Origin of the sequence: Mesorhizobium sp. M7A.F.Ca.ET.027.03.2.1 (assembly GCF_003999175.1) — a bacterium.
Lineage (GTDB): Bacteria > Pseudomonadota > Alphaproteobacteria > Rhizobiales > Rhizobiaceae > Mesorhizobium.
This window is the reverse complement of sequence record NZ_RZOM01001841.1, coordinates 1-523: the sequence shown is the minus strand read 5'-3', so window position 1 is coordinate 523 and position 523 is coordinate 1. Positions and strand designations below refer to the sequence as shown.

Genomic DNA, 523 nt, shown 5'->3' with positions numbered 1-523 from the left:
GACTTTGACCAGTCGCGTGCTGGTTTTGCGTGACGGAAGGCAGGACGCCATTGCGGATACTCAGGGAATGAGCGAGCATCAATTGACTGTTCTTGCCGTTGGGGGAGGGCTGCATTGACCTACGAAGCCTCAGACCCGCAGGCCTTGCCTGCTGAACTCAAGGTAGAACGCGCCGAGACGGGCCGTCGCCGCAGGTTGCTGCATCAGGCGCGGTCAGCTGGAGGTTTGCTGCTGGCGGTCGGCCTGGTCTGGCTCATTCTTTTCATCACGACCGACGGCGTGTTCATCAGCGATCGCAACCTCATCAACCTGATGCGCCAGACCTCGGTGACGGCCATGGTCGCGCTTGGCATGCTTGTCATCATTGCGCAGGGCGAAATCGACCTGTCGGTCGGCTCGTTCCTGAGCCTTTGCGCCACCGTGATAGCGCTCATGGAATCCTGGGCGGGATTGCCTGCTCCGGTCACCATTCTTGCCGCTCTTGTACTTGGCGCAATCGTTGGCCTGTGGAATGGGCTGTGGG

1 pseudogene is annotated in these 523 nt (G+C 60.4%); it reads left to right on the top strand.

Annotated elements, in window-relative coordinates:
• Nucleotides 1-225: 225 nt before the first annotated feature.
• A pseudogene (locus EN750_RS38385) lies at nt 226-523 on the top strand (sugar ABC transporter permease); the annotation flags it as partial.